Annotated in this window: 19 protein-coding genes; 16 read left to right on the top strand and 3 right to left on the bottom strand. The window is 39.4% G+C overall.

Annotated elements, in window-relative coordinates; translation table 11 throughout:
• Nucleotides 1-13: 13 nt before the first annotated feature.
• Both P0Y49_19680 and P0Y49_19675 read left to right on the top strand, forming a co-directional pair.
• Entirely contained in the window at nt 14-1,282 is a 1,269-nt protein-coding gene (locus tag P0Y49_19680) for a DUF1501 domain-containing protein (GenBank protein WEK18999.1), read from the top strand.
• 40 nt (nt 1,283-1,322) lie between these two features.
• On the top strand, nt 1,323-2,444 hold the full coding sequence (locus tag P0Y49_19675; GenBank protein ID WEK18998.1) for a formylglycine-generating enzyme family protein: 1,122 nt from the start codon (nt 1,323-1,325) through the stop codon (nt 2,442-2,444).
• Nucleotides 2,445-2,470: 26 nt separating this feature from the next.
• Here P0Y49_19675 and P0Y49_19670 read toward each other — a convergent pair whose 3' ends face one another.
• The 3 genes from P0Y49_19670 to P0Y49_19660 are packed head-to-tail and all read right to left on the bottom strand — an operon-like array spanning nt 2,471 to nt 5,883.
• Nucleotides 2,471-3,256, bottom strand: coding sequence for an SDR family oxidoreductase (locus tag P0Y49_19670; GenBank protein WEK18997.1), 786 nt, complete (start codon nt 3,254-3,256; stop codon nt 2,471-2,473).
• Nucleotides 3,257-3,272: 16 nt separating this feature from the next.
• Nucleotides 3,273-4,412 (bottom strand): radical SAM family heme chaperone HemW, encoded by a 1,140-nt coding sequence (gene hemW / locus P0Y49_19665; protein ID WEK18996.1) that lies wholly within the window; start codon nt 4,410-4,412, stop codon nt 3,273-3,275.
• Nucleotides 4,413-4,449: 37 nt separating this feature from the next.
• The gene (locus P0Y49_19660; GenBank protein WEK18995.1) at nt 4,450-5,883 is read right to left on the bottom strand and encodes an amino acid permease; all 1,434 of its coding nucleotides are present in this window, start codon (nt 5,881-5,883) and stop codon (nt 4,450-4,452) included.
• 175 nt (nt 5,884-6,058) lie between these two features.
• On the opposite strand from P0Y49_19660, the gene P0Y49_19655 reads away from it, so the two are divergent.
• From P0Y49_19655 to P0Y49_19590, 14 genes are all read left to right on the top strand, one after another.
• Nucleotides 6,059-6,625: an RNA polymerase sigma-70 factor gene (locus tag P0Y49_19655; GenBank protein ID WEK18994.1), complete on the top strand. Its 567-nt coding sequence runs from the start codon at nt 6,059-6,061 to the stop codon at nt 6,623-6,625.
• A 138-nt stretch (nt 6,626-6,763) separates the two neighbouring features.
• Nucleotides 6,764-7,882: a DUF4974 domain-containing protein gene (locus P0Y49_19650; GenBank protein ID WEK18993.1), complete on the top strand. Its 1,119-nt coding sequence runs from the start codon at nt 6,764-6,766 to the stop codon at nt 7,880-7,882.
• 157 nt (nt 7,883-8,039) lie between these two features.
• Nucleotides 8,040-11,426, top strand: a complete 3,387-nt coding sequence (locus P0Y49_19645; GenBank protein ID WEK18992.1) for a SusC/RagA family TonB-linked outer membrane protein — start codon at nt 8,040-8,042, stop codon at nt 11,424-11,426.
• A 10-nt stretch (nt 11,427-11,436) separates the two neighbouring features.
• A complete protein-coding gene (locus tag P0Y49_19640; GenBank protein WEK18991.1) occupies nt 11,437-12,843 on the top strand; it encodes a RagB/SusD family nutrient uptake outer membrane protein in 1,407 nt (468 codons plus the stop codon).
• 20 nt (nt 12,844-12,863) lie between these two features.
• The gene (locus P0Y49_19635) at nt 12,864-13,658 is read left to right on the top strand and encodes a DUF4843 domain-containing protein (protein ID WEK18990.1); all 795 of its coding nucleotides are present in this window, start codon (nt 12,864-12,866) and stop codon (nt 13,656-13,658) included.
• Between the two features lie 22 nt (nt 13,659-13,680).
• On the top strand, nt 13,681-15,279 hold the full coding sequence (locus tag P0Y49_19630; protein ID WEK18989.1) for a PKD-like family lipoprotein: 1,599 nt from the start codon (nt 13,681-13,683) through the stop codon (nt 15,277-15,279).
• A 25-nt stretch (nt 15,280-15,304) separates the two neighbouring features.
• Nucleotides 15,305-16,687: a TlpA disulfide reductase family protein gene (locus tag P0Y49_19625; GenBank protein WEK18988.1), complete on the top strand. Its 1,383-nt coding sequence runs from the start codon at nt 15,305-15,307 to the stop codon at nt 16,685-16,687.
• A gap of 69 nt (nt 16,688-16,756) precedes the next feature.
• Nucleotides 16,757-17,656: a retropepsin-like aspartic protease gene (locus P0Y49_19620; GenBank protein ID WEK18987.1), complete on the top strand. Its 900-nt coding sequence runs from the start codon at nt 16,757-16,759 to the stop codon at nt 17,654-17,656.
• A gap of 174 nt (nt 17,657-17,830) precedes the next feature.
• Nucleotides 17,831-18,040 (top strand): hypothetical protein, encoded by a 210-nt coding sequence (locus P0Y49_19615; protein WEK18986.1) that lies wholly within the window; start codon nt 17,831-17,833, stop codon nt 18,038-18,040.
• Between the two features lie 155 nt (nt 18,041-18,195).
• A complete protein-coding gene (locus P0Y49_19610) occupies nt 18,196-18,777 on the top strand; it encodes an RNA polymerase sigma-70 factor (GenBank protein ID WEK18985.1) in 582 nt (193 codons plus the stop codon).
• Nucleotides 18,778-18,886: 109 nt separating this feature from the next.
• Nucleotides 18,887-20,266, top strand: a complete 1,380-nt coding sequence (locus tag P0Y49_19605; GenBank protein ID WEK18984.1) for a TlpA disulfide reductase family protein — start codon at nt 18,887-18,889, stop codon at nt 20,264-20,266.
• Nucleotides 20,267-20,288: 22 nt separating this feature from the next.
• The gene (locus P0Y49_19600; protein ID WEK18983.1) at nt 20,289-21,452 is read left to right on the top strand and encodes a TlpA disulfide reductase family protein; all 1,164 of its coding nucleotides are present in this window, start codon (nt 20,289-20,291) and stop codon (nt 21,450-21,452) included.
• Between the two features lie 81 nt (nt 21,453-21,533).
• On the top strand, nt 21,534-22,676 hold the full coding sequence (locus tag P0Y49_19595; GenBank protein WEK18982.1) for a FecR domain-containing protein: 1,143 nt from the start codon (nt 21,534-21,536) through the stop codon (nt 22,674-22,676).
• Nucleotides 22,677-22,845: 169 nt separating this feature from the next.
• Nucleotides 22,846-26,220 (top strand): TonB-dependent receptor, encoded by a 3,375-nt coding sequence (locus tag P0Y49_19590; GenBank protein WEK18981.1) that lies wholly within the window; start codon nt 22,846-22,848, stop codon nt 26,218-26,220.

Raw genomic sequence — 26,220 nt, 5'->3', positions numbered from 1 at the left:
TAAAAATATAATCATGACTTCAAGAAGAGGATTTATAAAAGCAGGTGGATTAGCCCTATTTGGCATAGGGTTAGGGGGGATTCCCGGTTTTTTAGCTGAAGCTGTAGCAGGAACAAAAGCTCCCGGGTTGTTTAAAAGGAAAAAGATAATGGTTTGTATTTTTCAGCGTGGGGCAATGGATGGCTTAATGGCTGTAACACCCTTTACTGATAATTACTTAAAGGCCGCCCGCCCGACCTTGTTTATGAGCGCTGCTAAAGGAGGTAAAACAACTCCATTGATAGATCTGGATGGTCGTTTTGGTTTACATCCTTCAATGGCGGCTTTTGAACGCATCTTTAGGGAAAAGAGAATGGCAATTGTCCATGGTATAGGTTCCCCAAATAATACCCGATCACATTTTGATGCACAGGATTATATGGAGTCTGGTACGCCTTTCAGAAAGGGTACGGATAGTGGCTGGTTAAACCGTGCGGTCGGCTTGTTGGGACATGATGCCGCAACTACCCCTTTTCAGGGCGTTAGCTTAACTTCATCTTTACCAAGATCATTTTATGGTGAAAATCCGGCAGTGGCAATTAGCAACCTGCAGGATTTTAATATACAATTAAGAGGCAATGTTAAAGGAGCAAATATGGCGGCAAAAAGCTTCGAAGATTTGTATGATACCACTTCGTCGGGTTTATTGAAAGAAACCGGAAAAGAAAGTTTTGATGCCATGAAAATGCTTCAAAAAGTTGATACAAAAAACTATAAACCATCAAACAACGCTGTATATCCTAATTCTGCATTGGGTAATTCGCTAAAACAAATTGCTCAGTTAATTAAAATGGATGTAGGAATGGAAGTTGCTTTTGCTGAATCCGGAGGTTGGGATACGCATTTTAATCAGGGTGCAGAAACCGGGATCTTTGCCAGAAATGTAAATGATTTGAGTGAAAGCATTATGGCTTTTTGGACGGATATGGGGACTTATCAGGATGATTTAACGGTGATGACAATGACTGAATTTGGGCGCACAGTAAAACAAAATGGTACTGGTGGAACCGACCATGGAAGGGCATCTTGCAATTTTATTTTGGGCAATGGTGTTAATGGCGGACTAGTGCACGGTCTTGTTAATCCACTGGCCGTAGAAAACCTTGAAGATGGCAGGGATCTCGCTGTAACCACCGATTTTAGAAGTGTGTTTAGTGAGGTCGCGGATAAGCATCTGAACATCAATAACGATAAGGTACTGTTTCCTGATTGGGAAGGTAACAAAATCGGTGTAATGAGGTAGCTGGTTTTTGTACTATCCTTTTTATCATTAATTTAGCCCTGTGAAAAGAGCTATTTTATCCCTGTTTGCAGTCCTTATTATCATTTCCTGTAAGCAAAAGAACAATACAAATGAGCAGACTGCTACAGCTGTAAAAAAAGACTTAAGTTGCTGTGATGCGAAGCTACCTAAACGGTTTGGTGCCATTAAGGGGATAGATTCCCTGGGTTCAGAGCAGGAAAAGGGAAAGGTTTCGCATGAGGGAATGAAATTTATTCCGACCGGAGATTTTGCAATGGGAGCTGCGGATAATGAAGGTCGTCCTGATGAATATCCGGTACATGAAGTGGCAGTTGATGGTTTTTGGATTGATGAAACAGAGGTAACTAATGCCCAGTTTTCACGTTTTGTAAAAGCTACAGGCTATGTAACTCAGGCCGAGCGTAAACCGGACTGGGAAGAACTGAAAAAGCAATTGCCGCCGGGAACGCCTAAACCAGCCGATGAACTATTGCAGCCAGCTGCATTAACTTTTAAAAAACCTGCTAAACGTATAAATATTAATGACGTATCGCAATGGTGGAGTTGGACTGAAGGTGCTAATTGGAAACATCCACAAGGACCTAAAAGCAACATTATAGGTAAAGATAATTATCCGGTTACTCAGGTGTCCTGGATTGATGCTGCGGCTTATGCAAAATGGGCTGGGAAACGCTTGCCTACCGAGGCTGAATGGGAGTATGCAGCACGTGGCGGACTTAAAGGTAAAAAATACCCTTGGGGTGATGAAGATTTAACTCAGGGTAAGATCAAAGCAAATACCTGGCAAGGTGAATTCCCTTATACCGATTTAAAGACCGATGGGTTTGCAAGTGTAGCTCCGGTAAAATCATTCGCCGCAAATGGATACGGATTGTATGATATGTCGGGCAATGTATGGGAATGGACTGCGGATTGGTATACCCCGGATTATTATAAAACACAGAAGGGTAAACAAAGTAACCCCAAAGGACCTGCAGAAAGCTTTGACCCGGAAGAGCCTACTATTCCTAAAAAGATTATCAGAGGCGGATCCTTTATGTGTCATTCCTCTTATTGTAAAGGTTACAGAGTAAGCTCTAAAATGAAGTCTTCAGTAGATACAGCACTGGAAAACACCGGTTTTAGGTGCGTTGCCAATTGATATTGAAAATTACACAAACGTTTGCGTTAAGTTACTTTAGCTGTTCTCAAATATTTGGAAAAACGTAAAGGGAAGAGACGTTTAAATAAAACAGCCTTAACCTCTTTGCCACCAATGTATACTTCTTCTTTATTGGCATTAATGGCACTTACAATTTGTTTGGCGCATTCTTCAGGACTAATCCCTGTTTCGGGGCCGTGATCATTTATGCCATAAGGAGCCCCATTAGCGGTTAATGCATTCAAGGTTACATTGGTTTTAACAAAACCAGGGCAAATGAGCGTGATTTGAATGTTTTTATCAAATACTTCAGCTCGTAAAGAATCAAAATAGCCATGTAAAGCATGTTTTGAAGCCGCGTACGAAGAACGAAGGCGTGTGCCAAATTTACCCACAAGGCTACTGATGCAAACAATTTTTCCGCCACCTTTGGCAATCATATTTGGTAATACTGCTTTGCTAAGCATAACTGTTCCCCAGAAGTTTACACTCATCAGTCGCTGTTCCGTTTGCAATGTTGTTTCCAGGGCAAGGCTGCGTTGACTAATCCCACCGCTATTGATAAGTAGGTCCACATGACCATAAATGCGGAGGGCCTCTTCAGCCTTGTCTGCAAGTGAAACTGTATTTTCAAGATCTAAAGGCAGGACATGAATGTTAACAGGGCTTTTACAGGCTCTTTTAACTCTGTATAGCTCATCTCGATTGCGAGATGACAGGATAAGTTTAGCGCCAGCTTTGTCGTAAGCATATACCAATGCTTCACCAATACCGGATGATGCGCCGGTAATCCAAACAACCTTATTCTTCATGGCTTAATATTTTATTTTAAAGATGGTCATTTTGTATAAGGAATAATTCAGATGCGATGTAATCCGCAAATAATTTACCTTCCTGTGTCAAAATTAAATGGTTATTCTCCTGGATTAGCCATGCCCGTTCTATAAAAGGCTTTATCGCTTTTAGCGTATCTGTCAAAAATAACTGGCCAAAATCAGCAGCAATTTTATTTAAATCAGTTCCCCACATGGTACGTAAAGAAGTCATGATGTATTCATTAAACCTGTCGTACTGGTCAAGTTCTTCAATAGTTTCTGCCAGTTCTCCTTTTTGCAAATGTTGCAGGTAATGTGCATTGTTGGCAATGTTTAGGTAACGGGTTTGGCCATCAAAACCATGTGCTGATGGACCTATACCTAAATACGGAATGCCACGCCAGTAATTGGTATTGTGAATGGCATACTTCCCGGGCTTACTAAAATTAGAAATCTCGTATTGTTCAAAGCCGGCTTCTTTTAGTTTTTTAATTAAAGTGATAAACTGGGCAGCACTTTGCTCGTCATTAACTGGCGGTTGTTGTCCTCTCTTGATTGCACTGGCAAGTGCAGTTCTCGGTTCAACAGTTAGGGAATAAGCAGAGATATGAGGTGTTTGAAATTCAATAGCTTTATTGATATTGCTAAGCCATTTACTATCTGTTAATAATGGATAACCATAAATCAGGTCTATGCTCAGGTTTTCAAATCCGGCATCCTGACTGCGCTTAATACAATCTTCGGCTCCTGCTGCGGTATGAGCTCTGTTCATCCAGATCAAGTCTTCCTCAAAAAAAGATTGTATGCCTATACTGAATCTGTTTACCGGAAGTTGCCGGAGTTCAGCTATTTTCTTCGCTACCAGATCATCCGGATTTGCTTCAATGGTAATTTCGGCGTCCGAGGAGATAGAGAAATGTTGGGTTAGCGTATTGAATATTTTCTCAAATCCTTTTGTCGGCAGTACTGAGGGGGTTCCGCCACCAAAGTAAATACTGCCTACCTGGTCGGTTATCCTATCCTTTTTTTTAATAATCTCCGCACAAATGGCATCTGTCATTTCATCAACATATTTTAAGGAAGTACTGAAATGAAAGTCGCAATAGGTACAAGCCTTTTTACAGAAAGGGATATGGATATAAATTCCGGCCATTTGACAAAGATAATGAAGTTAACTTTTCTATTGTATTTTACCTTATCCTTTGCTTTTTACTGACCAACAGGTAACAAATATATAGCAGTAAAATCCATGCCGGAATCAACTCAACCGATATTTTCAATCCCGTTATCCACATAATCCCTAAAATACCTACGAGAAATACCAGGCATATATAGTTCGATAGCGGATAGATAAAAGAAGGAAATTTGGTCTTTATCTGATCTGCCTCTTTATTCCTTCTGAATTTCAAATGGGTAATACTGATCATTAGCCAATTGATAATTAGCGAGGAAACGACCAGCGACATTAAAATCTCCAATGCCTTCTCCGGCATTAGCTTGTTGATGATAATACATACCGCGGCAAATAAGCTTGATATTAGAATTGCATTTATGGGGACTGAATTTTTATTCAGCTTCGATAAAAAAGAAGGTGCATTTCCTTGTTCAGCCAATCCAAACAACATCCTGCTATTACTGTAAACACAACTATTATAAACAGACAATGCAGCTGTCAATACAATAACATTAAGCGCATTAGCAATCACACTTGTAAAGTAAATTGTTTTACCCATAAGCGTAAATTGAAAGCCTTTTAAACTTTCAAAAACCATTACAAAAGGACTACTATCCGTGGTAATGTTTTTCCATGGAGATAATGAAAATAGGATCACAAGTGCACCTACATAAAAAATGAGAATCCGGTAAATCACCTGATTCGTAGCCTTAGGAATCGTCTTTTCAGGCTGCTCTGCCTCTGCCGCTGTTATCCCAATTAATTCCAACCCACCAAATGAAAACATGATTAATGCAATTGCAGCAAACAATCCCTGAAAGCCCCCTTTTCCATCTGCACTAAACAAGCCCTTTGGGAAAAAACCACCATTATTCCATAAGTTTTGAATGCTGGCCTGCTGGCCTCCGTTACCACTAAAAAGCAAATAAACACCAAAAACGATCATGGCAATAATGGCTACGACCTTTATGATTGAAAACCAAAATTCCACCTCGCCATACACCTTAACAGAAGTGAGGTTTAGGGCATTAATAGCTATAAAAAAGAAAAGACTCGATGACCAAAGCGGGATTTCAGGCCACCAGAAATGTACGTAAATGCCAATGGCAGTCAACTCCGACATACTCACCAGGATATATAATACCCAATAGTTCCAGCCAGAAGCAAAGCCGGCAAAAGATCCCCAGTACTTATTGGCAAAGTGGCTAAAACTACCCGAAACGGGCTCTTCAACCACCATTTCGCCTAACTGACGCATGATAAAAAAGGCAATAATACCGGCTAGTGCATAGCCTAAGATTACGGAGGGACCAGCCAATACGGCTGCCGGACCAATGCCGAGAAATAATCCTGTGCCTATGGCTCCCCCAAGGGCAATTAACTGAATATGTCTGTTTTGTAAACCTCTTTTGAGTTTTTGATCTTCAGGCTTTTGGTCAGCTTGTTTCAATATTTATGGTATTTATTTAATTACGATCTGAATATCATTCAGAATTTTAGCAAAAATGGGAACTTATATTGAATATTTTTCGGTGATTTGATATTTATCTATTTAATCCTACTTTTGGTTTTATGAAATTTTATCAGGTAAGGCGGTAAAATTTGAGTTTAACTTCGTAGGCATTATGTTGATTTATGGCTCGCTTTCAGATCTGGAATTAACGGATCTCCTTAAAGAGGGGGATGTAAATGCCTATACTGTAATTTATAACCGTTATTTTGATGAATTATTTCTTCATGCTTTTCGTAGGTTGAATGACAAAGAAGAAGCACAGGATGTTATTCACGAGCTTTTTGCGGGATTGTGGAATAAAAGAGCGGAACTAACAATCAGATCCAGTCTTGCAGCCTATTTGTATACCTCGGTTCGTAATCGGATTATGGATGTGATCTCACATCTGCAGGTGGAAACAAAATATGTGAACTCATTGCAGAATTTTATAGATCAGGGCTACTGTATTACCGATCATCGGGTGCGCGAACGACAGCTAAGTGCCCTGATAGAAAAAGGTATTGCAGAATTACCCCCAAAAATGCGGGAAGTCTTTGAATTGAGTCGCAAACAGGTAATGAGTCATAAGGAAATCGCCGCACAACTCAACATATCTGAACAAACCGTTCGGAAACAAGTCAATAATGCCTTGAAAATTCTACGTTCAAAGCTCGGAATGACTCTTTTCTTATGTGTGTAAAATTTATTTTAAATTTTTATTATTTCTTTATACCCCATGCCTGTACCCTTTGCCGTCTATCATTTAAAGGGGCAATTCTTTAAAGCTATGAATCTAATTTATGCTTTTGGGTTCATTATATAAAGAGGGAATACATTGATGCGAGATATTAAAGCAAAGGAATTATTATTAAAATTCAAAACGGGTAATTGTACTGAAGAGGAACTTGCTGTGTTGGAAAGTTGGTATTTGGAAGATAAAGATATGACGCCAGCCGATCTAAATTCTGAAGTATTGGCGGAAGTAAAGGCTCGGGTTTGGAAGACTTTACCTGTTCATGAACTTCCTATGGGAACAGTTAAGCTTTGGCGTAAAATAGCGGCTGTGGCTGCAGTATTCATTTGTACGCTTACTGCTTTATTTTTTTATCAAAAGAAGTACACTCAGCCCGTTAATAGCGATCGGGCAGCCAATATTGTTCCAGGTGGGAATAAGGCGATCTTAACATTGGCCGATGGTTCAACTATAGCGCTTGATGATGCGGTTAATGGTACCTTGGCAAGCCAACCAGGTATCTTGATCACAAAGAATAAAGATGGCCAGATCATTTATTCGGTTAGTAAAGAAAATGAAACAGGAAATGCACCAGTTTACAATACTGTTGAAACGCCACGTGGAGGGCAATATCAAATCAATTTGCCTGATGGTACAAAGGTATGGCTCAATGCAGCATCTTCAATAAAATTCCCTACTTCTTTTGAAGGAGATGAACGTAAAGTTGAGTTGAATGGTGAAGGGTATTTTGAAGTGGCTAAAAATAAATATAAGCCTTTTAGGGTTGTTTCAGGTCGTCAGGTTGTAGAAGTTCTAGGGACTCATTTTAACATCAATTCCTATAATGATGAGGAGCAGATTAAAACAACATTGGTTGAGGGAAGGGTAAGCGTTGCCATTGGCACAGAAACAGTAATTCTTAAACCTGGACAACAAGCTGTTGCGAACCAAAAATCTATCCATGTTGAAGCAGTAAATACTGATGATGTAATAGCCTGGAAAGAAAATTCATTTGTTTTTAATAATGAAGACCTTGGCAGCATTATGCGGAAGATTTCCAGGTGGTACGATGTGGATGTGATATGTCCTCCTGAACTAGGAAAAATGACTTTCGGCATTACGGTGTCCAGGAATAAAAGCATAAAACAAGTGCTTTATAACATTGAAGAAACAGGAACTGTTCACTTTAAGATTGAGGGAAGGAGGATTACTGTGATGCCATAACTTCTACTATTTCACAAACAGTAATTCCAGAAACAAAAAATCCAGGAGCGGTTGCAACGCCCCTGGATTAAACTCTTTCAGAGTATTGTTCGGGACAGGCTGTTAAATAAATCGACTTTACTAAACATTGGACCTTAAACCCAAACAAAACAAATGTATGAATTTTTACATGACATTTAAGTACAGCTTATTAGGCCGTATTTATGCCAATATATTATTAAAATTGAAACTGACTTTTATAATATTGATTTCAGTGATACTGAACGCTAGCGCAACCGGCTATGCCCAGATAACACTGAAAGAAAATGGCGCTCCTCTCGAACAGGTAATTCAGAAAATAAGAAAGCAGGCGGGCTATGAGCTTTTCTATAATGCAGGAATGCTGGCTAAGGCCAGGCCTGTTACCTTGAACGTTAATAATGCATCCGTTGAGCAAGTGCTAGACCTTTGTTTTAAAGATCAGCCTCTCACCTATAGCATTAAAGATAAAACCATAATTGTTAAAAACAGGCTGGTTGAAGTTGTTGTAATCAAGGATTTACCTATACGAGGACGCGTGTTGGATGAAAACGGGAAACCGATTCCAGGAGCATCAATCAGGGTAAAGGGTACTCCTGGGTTGGTCACGGCAAGTACTGTGGATGGTAGCTTTAAAATCAATGTCAATACTGAGAATGACATTCTGCTGGTTTCTTATGTAGGATATAAAACCCAGGAAATAAAACTTAAAGCCAACCAGGGGCCACTTACAATCAAGATGGAGGTGTCTGAAAACAATATGAAAGATGTGGTCATTACGGGAATGATGACCGTTAAGAAAGAATCTTTTTCTGGCGCAACAGCTTCCTTTAGCGGTGAAGATCTTAAAGCCATAGGAAACGTCAATGTGATCCAAAGCTTGAGAACCCTTGATCCTTCATTTTTATTGATGGAAAATAATATAACAGGATCAAATCCCAATGTCTTGCCAACCATAGAACTTCGCGGTCAAACAAGTATTACGACCCAGGGATTAAGAGACGAGTTTTCAAACGATCCTAACCAACCTCTATTTATTTTAGATGGATTTGAAACCTCATTAAAGTCTATTGTGGATCTTGACATGAACCGGGTGGCCTCTATCAGTATCTTAAAGGATGCGGCTTCAACAGCTGTATATGGATCCAGAGCATCCAATGGCGTAATTGTAATCGAAACGATCAGGCCAAAAGCCGGAGAGCTTAATCTTACCTACACGACTGATGGAAATATAGATTTTGCTGATTTGTCCAGTTATAACTTAATGAATGCGAGGGAAAAACTTGAGTTTGAACGTTTGTCTGGTCGATACATCATACATCCACGTTTTGGTACCCCAATTCAGCAAATGGCTCTAGATGATTTATATGCAAGTCGGCTTAAGGACGTCGAAAAAGGCATAGACTCCTACTGGCTAAACGAACCTATACAAACAGGATATGCGCAAAGGCACTCCATCTCTGTTAGTGGCGGCGAAAAAGATATTACTTATAGTGTAGGTGGAGATATTAGAAATGTGGAGGGAAGCATGATTGGTTCAGGAAGAAAAACCTGGGGTACAAGGCTAAATCTTACCTACCGGAATAGCAAAATTAACATTAGCAATATGCTTTATGTTAACGGATACAACTCTAAGGAATCGAATTATGGCGATTTCTCCAAATGGGCAAATATGAATCCATATTTTGATAAAACTACTGCGAGTGGGCGTTATCTGTTGGAGTTGCAAAATCCTTTCCAGCCAAGCCTTTTTGAACGTGTTGAAAACCCATATTACGCTACAACACTAGGTAGTTTCGACAGAGAGAAAAACTTTAGTTTGACAAATAATACGCAGGCAAGATATAACATCAATAAATCTTTGTTGATTACTGCATCTTTTCAGATTGTAAAAGGAACTACAGAGGCTAATAAATTTATTTCGCCCCTGGATAATAAGTATGTTTCTGCCAGTGCACTGGAAAAAGGCTCTTTGACCAATTCAACTACAAACAACCTTGGATTGACGGGTAACATTGCATTGAATTATTCCAAAGTGATCAATAAGCATTCGATAACTGGTATGTTGCGTACTGAAGTGTCTAATGTCGAATATAACCGAAATGGTTACATTGCGGTTGGCTTTCCCAATTCCAGTAATGGGAATGCGCGCTTTGCCTATGGTTTTGCTGAAAATGGCAGACCAGCAGTATCACAAACCACTTCCAGAAGAAATTCTATTATCAGCTCTGCAAATTATTCTTACGACAATAGGCTTAACTTTGATGCATCATTTACTTATGACGGAACTACCTCTTTTGGTAATGCCAATAAGTATTCGCCCTTCTTTTCCATTGGATCAAGCTGGAATTTGCACAATGAAGGCTTTCTAAAGAAAGAAGAGTGGATTGATTTATTACGCGTAAGAGCTAATTTTGGTATTACTGGAAATCAGAACTTCTCTAGTTATACATCCGTAAGTACCTACAATTTCGACACCAATTACAATTACTTTGGACAGGGATTATACCTCAGTTCATTGGGTAATGAAAATCTGAAATGGCAAAATACTTACAATACTAGTTTAGGTATTGATGCTGCATTCTGGAAAAACCGCTTAAATGTTCAATTGAATGGTTATCGAAAATATACAGACCCGCTAGTTGTTGCGGTATCGTTGCCACCCTCAACAGCATTGACAGCATATCCAATCAATGCAGGAACACTTGATGTTAAAGGACTGGAGGCTATTATAAGGGTTTCTCCAATATATAACCCAACTAAGGGTACTGTATGGACTCTGGGGCTAACAGCTTCTCATTATACGCAGAGATATGATAATTTCAACAATATTTTAGAAGGATTAAATGAGGGATTAAGAAAGAGCAAGTCTTTAACCCGATACCGTGATGGAGGAGATCCTGCCGACATCTGGACCGTGCCTTCATTGGGGATTGATCCCGCAAACGGAAATGAGATATTCTTGAAGAAAGATGGTTCTTATAGCTATGAATATGATTACAAGGATCAGGTTGTTGTAGGAAATACCAGACCGAAGCTTGAAGGTGTTTTTAGTAGTACTTTGAGCTTTAAAAACTTCAATTTCGGACTTAATTTCAGGTATATTCTGGGCCAGGACATTTTTAACTCTGCATTATTTAATAAAGTGGAAAACATCTCCATGTCTCAATTGCTGACCAATAACCAAGATAAACGGGCATTGTATGACAGATGGAAAACGCCGGGAGATGTAAGTGAATTTAGAAATATTTCGATCATTGATCGGACTGCATATCAAGGTCTCATTTATAACACAGAAATGTCTTCCAGATTTGTTCAGAGAGAAAATTCTTTGACACTAGAAGCCGCAAACCTGGGCTATAATTTTAGGGATCGCTCATGGATGAAGCAAGCCAGGCTTACAAATTTACGTTTGAATGCATTTACAGGTGAGATCTTCAGAATATCCACAGTAAAAAGGGAAAGGGGAATTAGCTATCCTTATGCCCGTACGGTTTCTTTCAGTTTAACTGCAAATTTTCAATAAATAAAAAACGATGAAAAGATTAATAATAAAAATTGGTTTTCTTTTTTTAGTTACGATGACATGTAGTTCTTGTAATAAGTGGTTGGAAATTCAGCCAGAAGATCGATTTACCGAAGAACAGGTTTTTTCAAACCAGCAAGGTTTTGAAGACACAATGAATGGTATATACTTGCGTATAAGTGGCAATAGCTTATATGGGGATAATTTAACACTTTCACTTCTGGATGTTCTGGCACAGAGTTATATGGTTAGTTCATCCATAGGGCCTTTTAAAGAAGTTATCAGTTATAATTATGCTGATAAGGGAGTCAGAGCGAGGTTCGATGGCATCTGGAACGAGGCTTATACTAGCATTGCAAATATTAACCAGCTGCTGGTTAATTTAGATCGTTATAGTCAGAATATTCCTGTGCATCGCGCCAAAATAATGAAGGGTGAATTGCTAGGCTTGCGAGCTTTATTGCATTTTGATTTGCTAAAGCTCTATGGACCGGTTTATAATTCCGCAGATTCGACAGATTTATCAATCCCCTATTACCATAAACTTGGTCCCGAGATTGGTCGCTTTCAACCCGCCAATAAAGTGATGGACTTTATTCTGTCTGATATAAAGGCAGCTGAAGAGAACCTGGCCGCAGATGCAATAAAAACAGAGGGGAACTCAAATTATTTAAATAAGTACCGTTTCAATTATTATGCAAATAAAGCATTGGCTGCCAGGGTTTATCTTTGGAGAAACGATAAGCCAAACGCGCTAAAGTCTGCGAAAGAGGTTATTGCTGCCAGTAATCTTTTTCCCTGGGTTAGCGCTGCTAATATAACCGCTGATTTTCAAAGTCCAGATCGCATATTCTCTACGGAATTGTTGTTCAGTGTTTTTACAAAAGATTTGTATACAAATTACAACCGGCTTTTTTACTATGAGTTAGTTACTTCAGATATCCTGGCTACTGGATCCAGTGCTTATTTAAATGATATTTATGATAATAACAGCAATGACTATAGAAAAGATTATATATGGAAAGTGCCTCCTTTAGGTGTACCATTTCCTGCATTCTTTAAATATGCTGATGTAGTTGATAAGAAGAAGAATTTCAGGAATACCATTCCAGTTATCCGCTTAAGTGAGATGTACTATATAGCCGCAGAAGCGGAGCCAAATGCTGCAACCGCGCTTGACTATATCAATACGGTAAGAAATCATCGTGGGATTCCATCACTAACTACTATAACTTCAATAGATCAGGAGATCAGGAAAGAATACATAAAGGAGTTTTATGGTGAAGGACAGCTGTGGTATTATTATAAGAGAAAGCAAATAACAAGTGTCGTTTCTCCAAATAGTAACACTACCGTAAGCATACCTGTCAACGCATTTATGTTTATCATGCCAGATTCAGAGATATCCAATCGATAACAGCATAAACTTATATTGATATGAAAAAATTATTAAATATAATGCTGGTAATGTCAGCCATTATAATTGCAAGCTGCAAAAAAGAAACATTGATCACATTTGATGAAAGTATTTCAGGGAACAGCATTTACTTCGAAAGCCCGTCTTTAACTACATCTACCGGAAAGAGCTTTACCTTCGGTTATTCGGGCCCTGGTATTCAGGATACCACATTGACCTTTACTGTTGCCGTTACCGGAAAGCCTTCAGATAAGGATAGAACGTTTAGTCTTGCTGCTCAAGAAGGTTCTACCATGACGGCGGGTTTAAACTATGATTTTGTTACCGAGAGCTTAAGTATCCCCGCGAAAAAAGTTAAAACGAGTGTTAAAATTAGACTTTATCGTACCCCCGATATCCTTACGCAACGGAAGTACCTGTTCTTAAAATTAGTCCCAAATGATAACTTTAACACAAACCTAAAGAACAGAGTTACCACAAATAAAGATACATTGAGTTTATTGGATTACTATGTTGGCGTAGATGACTTGGTGACTCCTCCATACGCTTGGTCAGTAACACCTTATAAAACAAATTTAGATAATTATTTGGGTGCCTATTCAAAAGTAAAGCTACAGTTGCTCATATCACTTTTCGAAATAGACCCGATTGTGTTTACTGATCAAAAATATGCAAAGGATAATTATTTTTCTATACCACTTTTAAGTTATTGGGGGGGCTTTATGAAGCTTTGGTTAGCCAGAGAGGCTGTTGCGGGAAGAGTACATAAAGATGAGAATGGCGTGGAAATAACAATGGGTATCAGAGCCCAATAAATTTAAAACTCAAAATATTACGATGAAATTAATTAAATATATTTTTGTGCTGTGTCTCGTTAGTACAGCACTGATTTCCTGCAGAAAGGATTTGGGTAATTATGAATATCATGAGATCAACGACCTAAAGGTGTCTGGAATAGAGGAGGAGTATATCATTACTGCTGGTCAGAATTTAAACCTTAAACCTGTTCTTGATTTTTCGAAGGATCCGAGTTTCTCAGCAAATAACTATACTTTTGAATGGATCTCTTTTAATCTTGCGGCGATTCTGACTGAACAACGCAAATCCTTATACAAAAATCAAAATTTTGATATTCCATTTCCATTGGGGATAGGGAGTTATACCTTGTTTTATGTGGTAACGGAAAAATCGACTGGTATATCCTGGAATAAATCATTTAAAGTAAAAGTAAATGGTATATATAAAGGCGGTTGGGGTGTTTTAAGTGAGGTAAATAGTCAATCCAGGCTAGATTACTTTGAGTATGATCATGCTACGGGAACCTATCCCAAAGAATATAGAGACTTTACCTCATTATTTTCTGATGCATCTACCGGAAAAGGTTTGACCTTGCCAGGCAAACCAAAATACCTTGCGGGGTGGTCCAACAGAACGGCTGCTACTGGTACTGCTTTTAAGTATTTTTTATATGTGGGGACGGATAAGATTACCGAAAAATTAAACTTAACAGATGGTTTTATTTGGAAGGAAGACTATGCATTTAGATTTGAAAGCGCAGGATCCTCAGCGTTAAATACCGTGGATTACATTAAGCCTGTGGGAAGTGGATCAGCGTATTCTTATTTAAATGGAGATGTTTTTTATAGATATGATTCTTTTCAGTATTTATTTGGTACACCCATTAATAAATTAACTAACTCCAGTTATTTTCAGGTTTCTTCACACACAGCCGTATCCAGATATAGCACTGTAAATACAGTTATTTTAATGTATGATATTACTAATAAACGTTTTGTTAGAAATGTTAATAGTGCTTTGACAAGTGTAACTCCTTTAGCTTATACCGCTGGAACGTCGGCATTCGATCCAAATAATGTGGGTATGGACCTGGTGTGGATGGATCAGACTTTAGCTTATGGCGGTAGGGCATATGCTGTTTTAAAAGATGCAAACAGCAAGTATTATTTGGCAAGGATGAATAATGCCGCAGCATTTCTGGCATACGCCTGGGATGATATATCTAGTCTTCCGGAAATTAATAAAGCAACATGTTTTGCTGTAGACCAACAATATGGATATTTATTTTATAGCGTGGATGGTAAGCTTTACCAATATGATGTGGATTCTAAGCAAACCAAGTTGATGAAGGATCTAGGCACTGAAAGAATAACAGTATTGAAATATAACCTGGGTAATGCAGTATCATTGACTATTGCAACTAATCCTACCTATGCTACAACTTACGGTAAGCGGTTTATTTCGGTAATAACAGATTTAATAGTTGGAACTTATGATCCATCAAATCCAAATTCTTCGGGAAAAGTAAAAATCTACCAAGTCCCCCAATTCAATGCAGATTTGATTACAGAGTTTGAATTCGGTGGTTTTGGTAAAGTTGCTGATGTAGCTGCGGCCGAAACACCATTGGGTTGGTAAAATAGAAAAATAGAATATGATGAATATGAAAAGTTTATTTGGAGTTATACTCTCCGTTTTGATCACCTTTACCACGTTGGCACAAAGCCCTGTCGAAGTAATGGGTGTATTGTCCAAAAAGAAGGTTTTACCAGTAAAGCTGTTTAAGGTTGCTGAAGGAAAGGCGGTAGAAATTGCGACCACTACCCCAGCTGAAAAGGGAAGGTTTGGTTTTCTTTTTTATCCCGATTATGAAGGTTTGTATGTGATCGGCACTGGTACCGCTATTTCGGCAACAGATAATTACAAATTTTATTTTAAACCAGGTGATCGACTTTCCTTTATGATAAATGATTCCACCTACGTACTTATCGGAAAGTTAAATTCTAAAGAGAATATGGTGCTAACCGATTGGCATAATTTGACCAATCCACTTCTGCAAAAATCGATAAATTTTATGCAAAGCAGGAGTACTTTTGTTGATTACTTCCCTCAGCAGGAAGAAATTGTGGCTAAGTCGAAAACCTTTTTAACTGGAAAGACGACAGGGAATGTTAAGTTCGATAAACAAATCAAAGATATTATGAGTGTAGATCTGGCAAATTATGCAACTGCATTTTTAAATACACCACGCTCAGCACATCCTTCTGTAGAAGAATACAGTAATTATTATAGCACATTAAAGGCTCAGGATTTTGCACAGACAACAGCTAAAGTGTACAGTCATCCATGGGGTTTTCGTACGCTCACCTCATTAGTTAACATAAATATGAGGCAGCAGGGAAAAGCTTATAAAAATGGTATTGAAGGGGTGGAGCTGGTTAGCTCATATGTACCGAATGATACGCTTAAAGGAGATGTTGTATTGGAAAATGCTGCTCGTTATAAGAGTTATTCAGATTATCAGGGGCTAATGGCAGCTATGGGAAGATATATCATTACTCCATCACAGAAGAAACAAAGTGAAGATATCATGTTGCCTTTGTTGACATATAAACCAGGTACAGATGCGTTCCAGTTTTCTTATCCAGATAAAGAGGGTAAAGCGGTAAGTATGGCGTCGTTAAAAGGTAAGGTTGTTCTTGTCGATGTTTGGGCAACCTGGTGCGGCCCTTGTAAGGCAGAAATTCCTCATCTTAAAAAGCTGGAAGAGGAAATGAAAGGAAAAGACGTGGAAATTATCAGCTTGTCTACTGATGCGCCTAAAGACAAGGAAAAATGGTTGAAGATGATTAAAGACGAAAGTTTAGGTGATACACAATTATTTGCCGGTGGCCCCGGAAATGAGTTTTCGAAATACTATAAGGTGAACACCATTCCTCGTTTCCTGGTTTTTGATCGCAAAGGAAAAATCGTGTCTGTGGATTCACCCAGACCATCAAATCCTGCACTTAAGGCCTTAATCGAAGAAACGCTAGCCACAAAATAAATAGAAAAAGAAAGCCTGGTTTTGATAATTTCTAGCCAGGCTTTTTAACAAGATAAGTAGATGAATTTAATGAACAAGCAAGTCGTGACCTTATTGGCCATCCTGTGTTTTTCGATATTTGCGAATGCAAAGGAAGTCGCCCGTATTCCATTTGAAAGCCATAATGGAACCATCATCCTCACCATCAAACTAAACGATTTTCCACGTCCACTCCGTTTGTTGTTTGATACAGGAGCTGATGGCATGGCGGTAGGTCAGGAACTGGCAGATTCCATAGGTTTAAAAATAGCCCGTACCCAGAAAGCATCAGTAGTAGGTGGTTCTATGGATATTTCAGTTTCTACTGGAAATACGGTACATATGGGGAATTTTGATTTTAACAACCAGAGCATCGCCATATTCAAAGAGATGCACAAAGAAGGTACAGATGGGATTATTGGCAATACCCTGACCAGGCATTATATTGTAAGGGTGGATTACGACAGCAAGGAAATGTTGCTTTACAATTTTGGAGACTATGAAGAGAAAGGTGGGACTGCCATTTCTTTTACTATTCCTTCAGGTTTATTTATCATACCGGGAACCTTAAGCATCACGGCAGACGAGCCCCATACCGGCAATTTTGTTTTTGATACAGGGGCGGCCTACAACCTGATTTGTTTCAGGCCGTTTGTAAAACAGCATAAGCTACTGGTAAACGGTTTTAAGGCCGAAAGCCAAGGCAGTACTACAAGTATGGGGGTAACTACGCCTACTTTTGCCGGAAAAGCTGCGGCATTTTCTTTTTCAAATGTACCTCCACTTACCAACATGTCTGTCACGTTAATGGCTGGAGGTGGGCAGAGTGAAAGCTGGAATCCCGGTTTTGACGGTTCTATCGGAGTAGGTTTAATCAGCAAGTACAACTTTACGATCGATATGCAGAAGGAAAAAATCTATATTATTCCTAACAAAAACTATAAAAAATGAAAGTACTTTAAATCTTATTACAGCATAAGGCTGTAATAAGATTCATAGACATATAATGTATCTGTATTCGCCTGGAACCTTGCGTTTATTTTATCAGGTAATATCTATTTTTCATCTACCGCTACATTTGATTTTGATGCAGCCAAGAATTACATTAATGGCATTGATGCAAACATGACTAAAAACCCATTGGTGATCAATGCAGGCCTTTCCAAACGTGTGTTCAATCGTAAGAATGGTGTGTTGGCATTAAAAGCCTATGATATTCTGAAACAGAATAATTTCCTTTCAAGGAAAATCATAGATAATGGTATCTCCGATGCCAGAACCAATGACCTCAGCCGCTACCTGATGATCAGTTTTTCCTGGGCACCACAAAAATGAACTGGTCCTAAAAATTCTTCAGGTATTAGGAATGGCGATGGGAGTTTTGGACCCTAAACCTTTTAAATAATCACTTAGCTTATATATACGGTTAATCATATAAATTCCTATTATTGCAGTGGGAATGTGCGCGCATCTCGATCTCCCGAGAACAAATGCAGGAAATAAATTTAAAAATTGTTTCAGATGAAGAGTTGCTGTTGCTTTTTAAAGCAGGGGACAGGAGAGCTTATGAGCAAATATATAACCGGTACTGGGCAATTATGTACATTTATGCCCGCAAGATTATGGCCGATGCAGATGATGCCCAGGATATTGTTCAGGAGGTTTTTACCTACATCTGGCATAAAGGAGAAGCCTTAAATATCAATACCTCACTTTCCCTTTATTTATACACATCCGTGCGCTATAGGATTTTCGATCTTTTAGACCATAAGAAGGTAAGAGCCGATTATAAAACCTATCTGCAACAGTTTATTCAGGAAGGGGAATATATTACTGATGATCAATTGCGGGAACGAGAATTAATTGCGGTAATTGAGAAGGAAGTTTCTGCACTTCCCCCAAAGATGCGGGAAATGTTTGAGCTTAGTAGAAAAGAAGGCCTTTCTCATAAAGAAATCGCAGAAAAACTCGGGGTCTCCGATCTTACAGTTAAAAAGCAGGTGAGTAATGCTGTAAAAATCCTAAAAGGAAAACTTAAAATCTTCTCCATTTTTATCAGCATTAATTTTTAACGAGAAATATTTTTTTGCACTACTCCATTGGTTTGGGTTAACCTACATATAAAAAGCAGCACTTGTATTCCAAGGCAGTTAAATGTGTAAACACAAAACCAAAATAAATATGATCAAAAGATTATGCGGCGCGGCCTTATTGATAAGTTTATCCGCTATTCAATCCAGGGCTCAGCTTTCTGTTGAAATCAGTGGACAACTGAACAAAGACAAAAAAACTCCCGTAAAACTTTTTAAAGTTGTAGAGGGAAAACCAATGGAGATTGCGGCCTCAACTCCTGAAGAAAAAGGACGCTTTGGATTCCTTTTTTATCCCGAATACGAAGGTTTTTACCTGGTAGGAACAGGGACAAATCTCAGCCCTTCTGATAGTTATAAATTCTACTTTAAAGCTGGTGATAAGCTTTCATTATCCATCTCTGATTCCAGTTATGTACTCAATGGTAAACTCAACTCCAGGGAGAATGTGGTAATGACCCAGTGGCATGATATGGTAAATGAGCTGGAACAAAAGTCCTACATGAAGAAGAGGAGCACTTTTGTCGATTTCTTCCCACAATTGGAAGAGCTTAACATAAAATCCAGAACTTTCTTGGCGGGAAAAACTACTGGGAACGCAAAGTTCGATAGACTTATGAAAGACAACATGGCCTGGGATATCGCTGGTTATGCAACCAATTTTTTAAATACCCCTCGTACTGCTCATCCTACGCTTGAACAGTACAGCCCTTACTATGCCACAGTAAAGATACAGGACTTCGCAAAAAATACTGCAGGAGTTTACAGACAACCATGGGGATCCCGTGTACTTGGAGGGGTAGTAGGCCTGACCTCAAGAATGCAGAATACAAAGCGTGTTGGTGGAATGGAAGGTCTAAAGAACACACTTGACTTTGTCCCCAATGATACATTGAAAGGCGATTTTGTATTGGAAAGCGCTGGACGTTTAAAAAGCTTTGTCGAGTATCAGGATATGATGGCTATGTATGGCAAGTATGTGCTGACAAACAACCAGCAGCAAAAAAGCCGCGACCAACTGGCACCTCTGGCTTCACTGAAACCTGGCGATCCTGCTTTTGCCTTTTCTTACCCTGATAAAAATGGAAAGACAGTAACCATGGCTGACCTGAAAGGAAAAGTAGTTCTTATTGATGTTTGGGCAACCTGGTGTGGCCCGTGTAAAGCTGAAATCCCTCACCTGAAAAAGTTGGAACAAGAAATGAAAGGTACGGATGTTCAGATTGTAAGCATTTCCGTAGATGAAGCAAAAGACAAGGAGAAGTGGCAGAAAATGATCAAAGATGAAAATCTGGGCGGCCTGCAAGTATTTGCTACAGGCTGGGGCGATATTGCCAAATATTATAAAATCACCGGTATTCCGCGCTTCATGGTGTTCGATCGCAATGGCAAAATCGTGACGATTGATTCACCAAGACCATCAGAACCTGAACTAAAAGCATTACTTGAAAAAACATTAGCTGCAAAATAATTTATTTTTTATGTCAAATTATATGAAGAACATTATACTGTTCATCTCTGGTATTTTACTTTGTCTGAGCGCTAAAGCACAAACAGATAGTATTACAATAAGCGGGGTTCTTAAAGGGTTGAGCAATAGAAAATTGGGTATTTCATGGACTGGTAGTGATGATGCGAAATCCGGATATGTAACCGCCCAGGGAAATGGAGACCATTTTTCTGTTCGTGTACCTGTTCAGGATATGCCGGTCGCAGCCAAACTATATGTTCATCCCGTACAAGGACAAATGAATGAAAGTTCAAGTGGCCCCAAACCACCGTTTGATTTTTTTCTGCTGAATACAGATATTGTACTGAATGGAGCTGCAGACTCACCGGGAACAATACACTTAAAAGGTGATGATGAAAATGAACGCTATAATCAATTGCTGTTGCAGATGGCCCCGACAGAACAGAAGCAAAGACAAATGTTGGACAAATTGTGGGATTCTGCAATAAAGCGTTCGCCGGTCGATTCTGCAAAGCTATCAGAGGAAATTATGGCGCTTTACCGGGAGAACGTGAAGAAGGAGAAAGCCTTCGTGAAGGCTAACCCGGATGCTTTTGCTTCATTATTTATTCTTTCTCGTACAGCTAATAGTTATAGTGCTGACGAATACCTTGCTACATGGAAAGCTCTGAAACCTACTTACAAAAATACAGTCGTGGGGCGGGCGGTGGCCAGGATTGCTGAAAAACTGAGCGTTACACAATCAGGAACGCCGGTCTTTGCTTTCGAACGCCTTGATAAGGAGGGGAACAAAGTTAGCCCTGAACTGATGAAAGGAAGCGCCTATATTCTCGATTTCTGGGGTAGCTGGTGCGCTCCTTGTCGGGCAAGTCACCCCCACCTGAAAGAGCTTTATAAAAAATACAAGTCAAAAGGTTTTGAAATCATAGCCATTGCACAGGAAAGAGGCAAAACACTTGAAGAATCGAAAAAGGCCTGGTCAAAGGCCATTAAAGAAGATGATGTCAACTGGGTACATATCCTGAATCAGGATGGTATAGCGCAACAGGATATTGTTAAAACTTTTAGCGTTAATGGATTCCCAACAAAGATCCTGGTAGGAGCTGATGGAAAAATTATCACCCGCGTTACAGCAGGTGTGTCTGATGCAATTGATAAAGCTCTTGAAAAGATTTACGGTTTTTAAAATTAAAAATCTTTTTATCTACTCCCTGGGCTCGAGTTAACCTACATATATCTAAGCAGCAGTATTAGCGCTGCTTAGATAATGAAAAACATTTACCAATCGGAAGATCTATTATATAAATATAAAACAGGAACCTGCTCTGATGAGGAAAGGGCTATTGTGGAGAGTTGGCATATCAGTGAACTCCTCAATAACGATTTTATTCCTGATGAGGAGGAGCTGAATAAAGCAGGTAAAGCCATTTGGGCTGCACTACCTATTCATGATGATGTGGAAGAGCAAAAAGTAGTTCCACTGTGGCGTAAATATGCTGTTGCAGCATCTGTTGCGTTGATCTTATCAGTCGGAGGGATATATTTTCTAGGTCAAGAGAAAAAACAAGCAATTATGGCCGAACCGCAGGCCAAACGTTTTAAAAATGATGTGAACCCGGGTGGGAACAAAGCCATTTTAACATTAGCCGATGGATCAAAAATCAGTCTGGATGATGTAGCCAATGGTAAGGTTGCTCAACAATCAGGCATCGTGATTAGCAAAACCGCAGATGGACAACTGGAATATCGTGTAGATAATAAAGTTGCATCCAGCAAAGCACCTCAGTACAATACAGTTTCTACTCCTCGCGGCGGACAATACCAGCTGGTGTTGCCGGATGGAACACATGTATGGTTAAATGCCGCTAGTAAATTGAAATTCCCATCCTCATTCGCACAGTTAGACAGTAGAAAAGTAGAGCTATCTGGTGAGGCTTACTTTGAAGTAACAAAAGATAAACAACGGCCTTTTAAAGTGGAGGCCGCCAGTCAGGAAGTCGTGGTGCTGGGCACCCATTTCAATATAGATGCATATGCCGGTGGATCAGCTACAAAAACCACCTTGCTGGAAGGTCGTGTGAGGTTGAAATCCAATGCAAAAGATTACCTGTTAAAACCAGGACAGCAGGCTATAGTTGGTTCTATAGTACGCATTGATGAAGTGGATACAGATGATGTTGTTGCCTGGAAGAATGGGAACTTTATTTTCAGCGATAACGATATTAAAACTGTGATGACGGCCCTTGAAAGGTGGTACGACATAGAAGTTGTTTATGAAGGATCCATTAGTTCTGTAGGTTTTAACGCAGAAATATCAAGAGACAGAACTTTAATACAAGTACTCAAAGCGCTCGAAAAAACAGGAAATGTGAGATTTAGGATTGAAGGAAGGAGGGTAATTGTTATGTAATTAGAACGCTACCTAAATGTAATCCTAAAAAGAACCAGGAGTGATTGCACTCACCCCTGGCTAATGGCCGGATTATTCAATTAAATATACTTACACATCAATCAACTAATTCCAAACCAAGCCCTTAAAATCAGTTTATTGCTGGTTTATGGGGACTAAACTCAAATGTATGAATTTTTATGCGCTATTTAAGCGTAGGCAATTTGCTGACCAGGCAAATAAGATACTGCGAATTATGAAACTAACCATTATCATATTATTTACCTCCTTGCTATATGTGAGTGCTGGGGGATTTGCACAGCGGATTAGCTTGAACAAAAACAAGGCAGCCCTGCATGAGGTGATCAAAGACATCAGAAAACAAAGTGGCTATGACTTTGTCATTACCACACCTCAAATCAAAGCCGCCAAAGCCATAAGCATTAAAGTAACAAATAAACCATTGACTGAAGTATTGGATGAATGTTTCGCCGATCAGCCCTTTACTTATGCTATTGAAGATAAAATCATTACCATTATCAATAGACCTGTAAATGAGGTTCTCAAGCAAGAACCTCTCCGTGTCATCAAGGGATTGATAAAAGACAGTCAGGGGAAGCCGCTTCCAGGAGCCTCCATCGTAGTTTTAGGGACTCGCAGAGCCGCTCAGGCCAATACTGAAGGTAACTTTACCATTGTGGTCACAGATAAATCAATCATCCGTGTATCTATGATCGGTTTCGAGTCCATCGACGTTCCGGTTAATGACCAGAAAGAACTGACCATCATCTTAAAAGAATCGAACATGGAGTTGGGCGAATTTGTAGTAGTAGGTTATGGCCAGATTAAAAAAGAAAACCTGACTACAGCGGTAAGTACTTTAAATGCAGACCAGATTACACAAATTCCAGTGTCTAACCTTTCTCAGGTTTTAGTGGGACGTGTCCCAGGATTGTTAGCGCGTAGTAGTTCAGGAAACCCAGGGAGTGATGATTCTAATTTATTGATTAGAACTACAAATAATGTTCAAAGACCATTGATTGTAATTGATGGTATACCACGATTAAATGGTAATGCAGATCAGGCAGGATTGCGTAATATCGATCCTAACGAAGTGGAGAGCATTACGGTTTTAAAAGACAACGCAGCGGGCGCGGTATACGGAGCCAGAGCGGCAAATGGAGTAATCCTCATCACCACTAAACGAGGAAAACTAGGTAAGCCACAGTTTGGCTATACCGGTAACTTTACCTGGAGCAGCCCCGGAAAAATGATTAAAACCTTAGATGGGTATAATTATGCGCTGATGCAAAACGAATATTTTACCAACAGTGGTTTGGCTGCTCCATATTCCGCTGCAGTGTTAGATACCATCAAAAGACAATTGTCGCCTTACAAATATGCCAATACCGATTGGTTAGGTCTGCTTACTGGCAAACCAGAACTTGTTCAAAATCATAGTTTAAATGTAAGAGGAGGCACTGAAGCCGTAAAATATTTCATTTCCGGAACTTATACGGACCAACAGGGTATGTATCCTGGGAATAGTTATCAGCGCTATACCCTGCAAAATAATTTGGACATTACCTTAAGCAAGCAATTCAAATCACTGTTGAACTTTAGTTATCGTGGGGGGAAGCAAAATATGAGGGGAGGAGCAGTATTAAATTCAGCGCTTAATATGTCACCTTTAGTCCCTGTCTATATGCCAAATGGAAGCTTCGCAGCCCCTCCAAATGGTTCTAATCCATTGGCAACCATATCGGAAAAAGCAGGATACCAATACAATAATGAGAACTATATTACCGGAAATGTAAAACTGATCTGGGAACCAACCTTCTTAAAAGGACTATCGGCCTATACCAATATCAATGTAGATAAAAACTTTACAAGAGGTAAAACTTATACAGTACCTGTACCACAATACAGGTTAGATCCAACATCGCTAAGCGGTTACTTTATGGCAACCGGGGCGGGAAAACCTTCGCTGACAGATAATACCAGAGATGCAAATACGTATACCTTCGACCTTGGTGTAAATTACAAAGAGCAGGTTGGCTTACATGGAATTGAAGTTTTGGCATTATATACCCAAAGTGAGGGTAGCTTTAATAGCAATAGTGATACACGTTTAAATCTGGTGGCTCCTGGGCTGGATATTCTCAACCTCGGATCGACCGTAGGTGAGGTGACGAATGGTACCCGTGGTTTATCAGCCAGAGCTGGATATGTTGGTCGTGTGAATTATGATTTCGACAATAGGTTTTTTCTGGAAAGTAGTTTCCGTTTTGATGGATCTACACTGTTCGCACCAGGTAACAGGTGGGGATTTTTTCCTGGCGCTTCCGCAGGGTGGATGATTTCCAGAGAGAATTTCTTTAGCCCATTAACAAATATTGTCAACTCCTTAAAGATTAGAGCCTCAGTTGGTTTAACAGGCGACGATTCCATTGGCGCTAATAGCTATTACTATACCTATCGGGTGGCCAATACAGGTTCATTAGGTAGCAATGGTTATATTTTTGGTACTACTTATTCACCAAGCTTTTATCTGGGAAATAGCAGTTTGCCAAATGAGCAGGTAACCTGGGCAAAGAACAGGCAAGAGAATATTGGTATTGATGCAACGCTCCTTGATAAAAAATTGGAGTTCAGATTCGACATCTATCAAAAGAATAGATATGATATACTAATGTCTAAAGATGCGGTGCTTCCAGGTACGTTTGGTATTAACGCGCCTATTCAGAATTTTGCGAAACTGCGCGATAGAGGTTTTGATGTTGAGTTAAGCAGTCATCATAAATTAGCCAGTGAATGGGATCTGTCTTTAAATGCAAACCTGACATATGTACGTACTACTGTAATTGATTTTGGCACCAAATCATTGCCGGATTATTTACGTTTGGAAGGACGTAGTACCAATAGTCAGATAGCTTATCATGCCGTTGGTATTTTTCAGAATGCAGCAGAAATTGCAGCTTGGCCGGTAGATCAGGATGGTTTAAAGAACGCTACAATTAAACCTGGTGATATCAAATTTGCAGATCGTAACGGTGATGGTAAATTAACTGTTGATGATCAGATATGGCTTGATAATATGGGTTTCCCACCAGTAAATTTTGGCTTCGGTTTTAATTTGAAACATAAAGGAATAATGCTGAGTACATTCTTTAATGGTGCATTAGGCGGATACATTAGGTACGCAACGACTTCTACCTGGCAGTACATTTACGATAATTCATGGAGACCAGGCAATGAAAGTGCAATTTATCCTCGCTTGGCCAGTTCAACAAATAATTCCAGATCATCGGATGCTACTTTAATTAAAGACGACTTTCTGAGATTAAGAGATGTACGCCTGAGCTACGAATTGCCAAAAAAATGGATAGACGCGTTAAAAGTTAAGCAGATAAGAGTATATGCGCAGGCCTCTAACTTGTTTACCTGGACTTCTGTACAGGGAGGGATAGATCCGGAAACTCCAAGTTTGGGTAATGCTGGTGCCAATGCTGGTTTCTATCCAACCCAAAAGAATGTTGGATTTGGCGTAAATGTTAATTTCTAA

The sequence above is a fragment of the Candidatus Pedobacter colombiensis genome, assembly GCA_029202485.1.
GTDB classification, from domain to species: domain Bacteria; phylum Bacteroidota; class Bacteroidia; order Sphingobacteriales; family Sphingobacteriaceae; genus Pedobacter; species Pedobacter colombiensis.
This window is presented reverse-complemented; position numbering and strand designations above follow the sequence as displayed.

Coding starts and splice junctions, on each gene's coding strand:
- P0Y49_19635 (WEK18990.1), top strand. CDS start 12,864: ATGAAAAAATTATTAAATATAATGCTGGTAATGTCAGCCATTATAATT.
- P0Y49_19605 (WEK18984.1), top strand. CDS start 18,887: ATGATCAAAAGATTATGCGGCGCGGCCTTATTGATAAGTTTATCCGCT.
- P0Y49_19630 (WEK18989.1), top strand. CDS start 13,681: ATGAAATTAATTAAATATATTTTTGTGCTGTGTCTCGTTAGTACAGCA.
- P0Y49_19650 (WEK18993.1), top strand. CDS start 6,764: ATGCGAGATATTAAAGCAAAGGAATTATTATTAAAATTCAAAACGGGT.
- P0Y49_19655 (WEK18994.1), top strand. CDS start 6,059: ATGTTGATTTATGGCTCGCTTTCAGATCTGGAATTAACGGATCTCCTT.
- P0Y49_19645 (WEK18992.1), top strand. CDS start 8,040: ATGAATTTTTACATGACATTTAAGTACAGCTTATTAGGCCGTATTTAT.
- P0Y49_19590 (WEK18981.1), top strand. CDS start 22,846: ATGAATTTTTATGCGCTATTTAAGCGTAGGCAATTTGCTGACCAGGCA.
- P0Y49_19670 (WEK18997.1), bottom strand. CDS start 3,256: ATGAAGAATAAGGTTGTTTGGATTACCGGCGCATCATCCGGTATTGGT.
- P0Y49_19625 (WEK18988.1), top strand. CDS start 15,305: ATGAAAAGTTTATTTGGAGTTATACTCTCCGTTTTGATCACCTTTACC.
- P0Y49_19680 (WEK18999.1), top strand. CDS start 14: ATGACTTCAAGAAGAGGATTTATAAAAGCAGGTGGATTAGCCCTATTT.
- P0Y49_19620 (WEK18987.1), top strand. CDS start 16,757: ATGAACAAGCAAGTCGTGACCTTATTGGCCATCCTGTGTTTTTCGATA.
- P0Y49_19595 (WEK18982.1), top strand. CDS start 21,534: ATGAAAAACATTTACCAATCGGAAGATCTATTATATAAATATAAAACA.
- P0Y49_19600 (WEK18983.1), top strand. CDS start 20,289: ATGAAGAACATTATACTGTTCATCTCTGGTATTTTACTTTGTCTGAGC.
- hemW (WEK18996.1), bottom strand. CDS start 4,412: ATGGCCGGAATTTATATCCATATCCCTTTCTGTAAAAAGGCTTGTACC.
- P0Y49_19615 (WEK18986.1), top strand. CDS start 17,831: ATGACTAAAAACCCATTGGTGATCAATGCAGGCCTTTCCAAACGTGTG.
- P0Y49_19610 (WEK18985.1), top strand. CDS start 18,196: ATGCAGGAAATAAATTTAAAAATTGTTTCAGATGAAGAGTTGCTGTTG.
- P0Y49_19640 (WEK18991.1), top strand. CDS start 11,437: ATGAAAAGATTAATAATAAAAATTGGTTTTCTTTTTTTAGTTACGATG.